The organism is Thermococcus sp. CX2 (assembly GCF_012027555.1).
GTDB lineage: Archaea > Methanobacteriota_B > Thermococci > Thermococcales > Thermococcaceae > Thermococcus.
In genome coordinates, this window is sequence record NZ_SNUQ01000021.1 from 1 (window position 1) to 242 (window position 242).

Here is a 242-nt window from a genome sequence, read left to right on the forward strand (position 1 = left end):
CAGCAGCGGTGCTGAGGGTGTCCTCTGGCTCGACCTCCTCACCAAGGACCACGTCGATGACCTCGCCATCGTCATCCAGAAGATGTCAGGTATAAGCCTCGAGGACATCACCAAGACCACGACCACCACTCCGAGCGGAACCAGCACCACCACCTACGTCGTCGTCGGCCTTGTGATAATCATCATCGCCGGCGCGGCCTGGTACTTCACCAAGAAGAAGTGATTTCGTTCTTTCCCTTCTT

General features: G+C 57.0%; 1 protein-coding gene. It reads left to right on the forward strand.

Going from position 1 to position 242, the window contains the following annotated elements:
- Positions 1-223, forward strand: a 223-nt coding sequence (locus E3E23_RS10030; protein ID WP_240920794.1) for an LPXTG cell wall anchor domain-containing protein, incomplete at its 5' end; no start/stop codon positions are given.
- Positions 224-242: the final 19 nt, after the last annotated feature.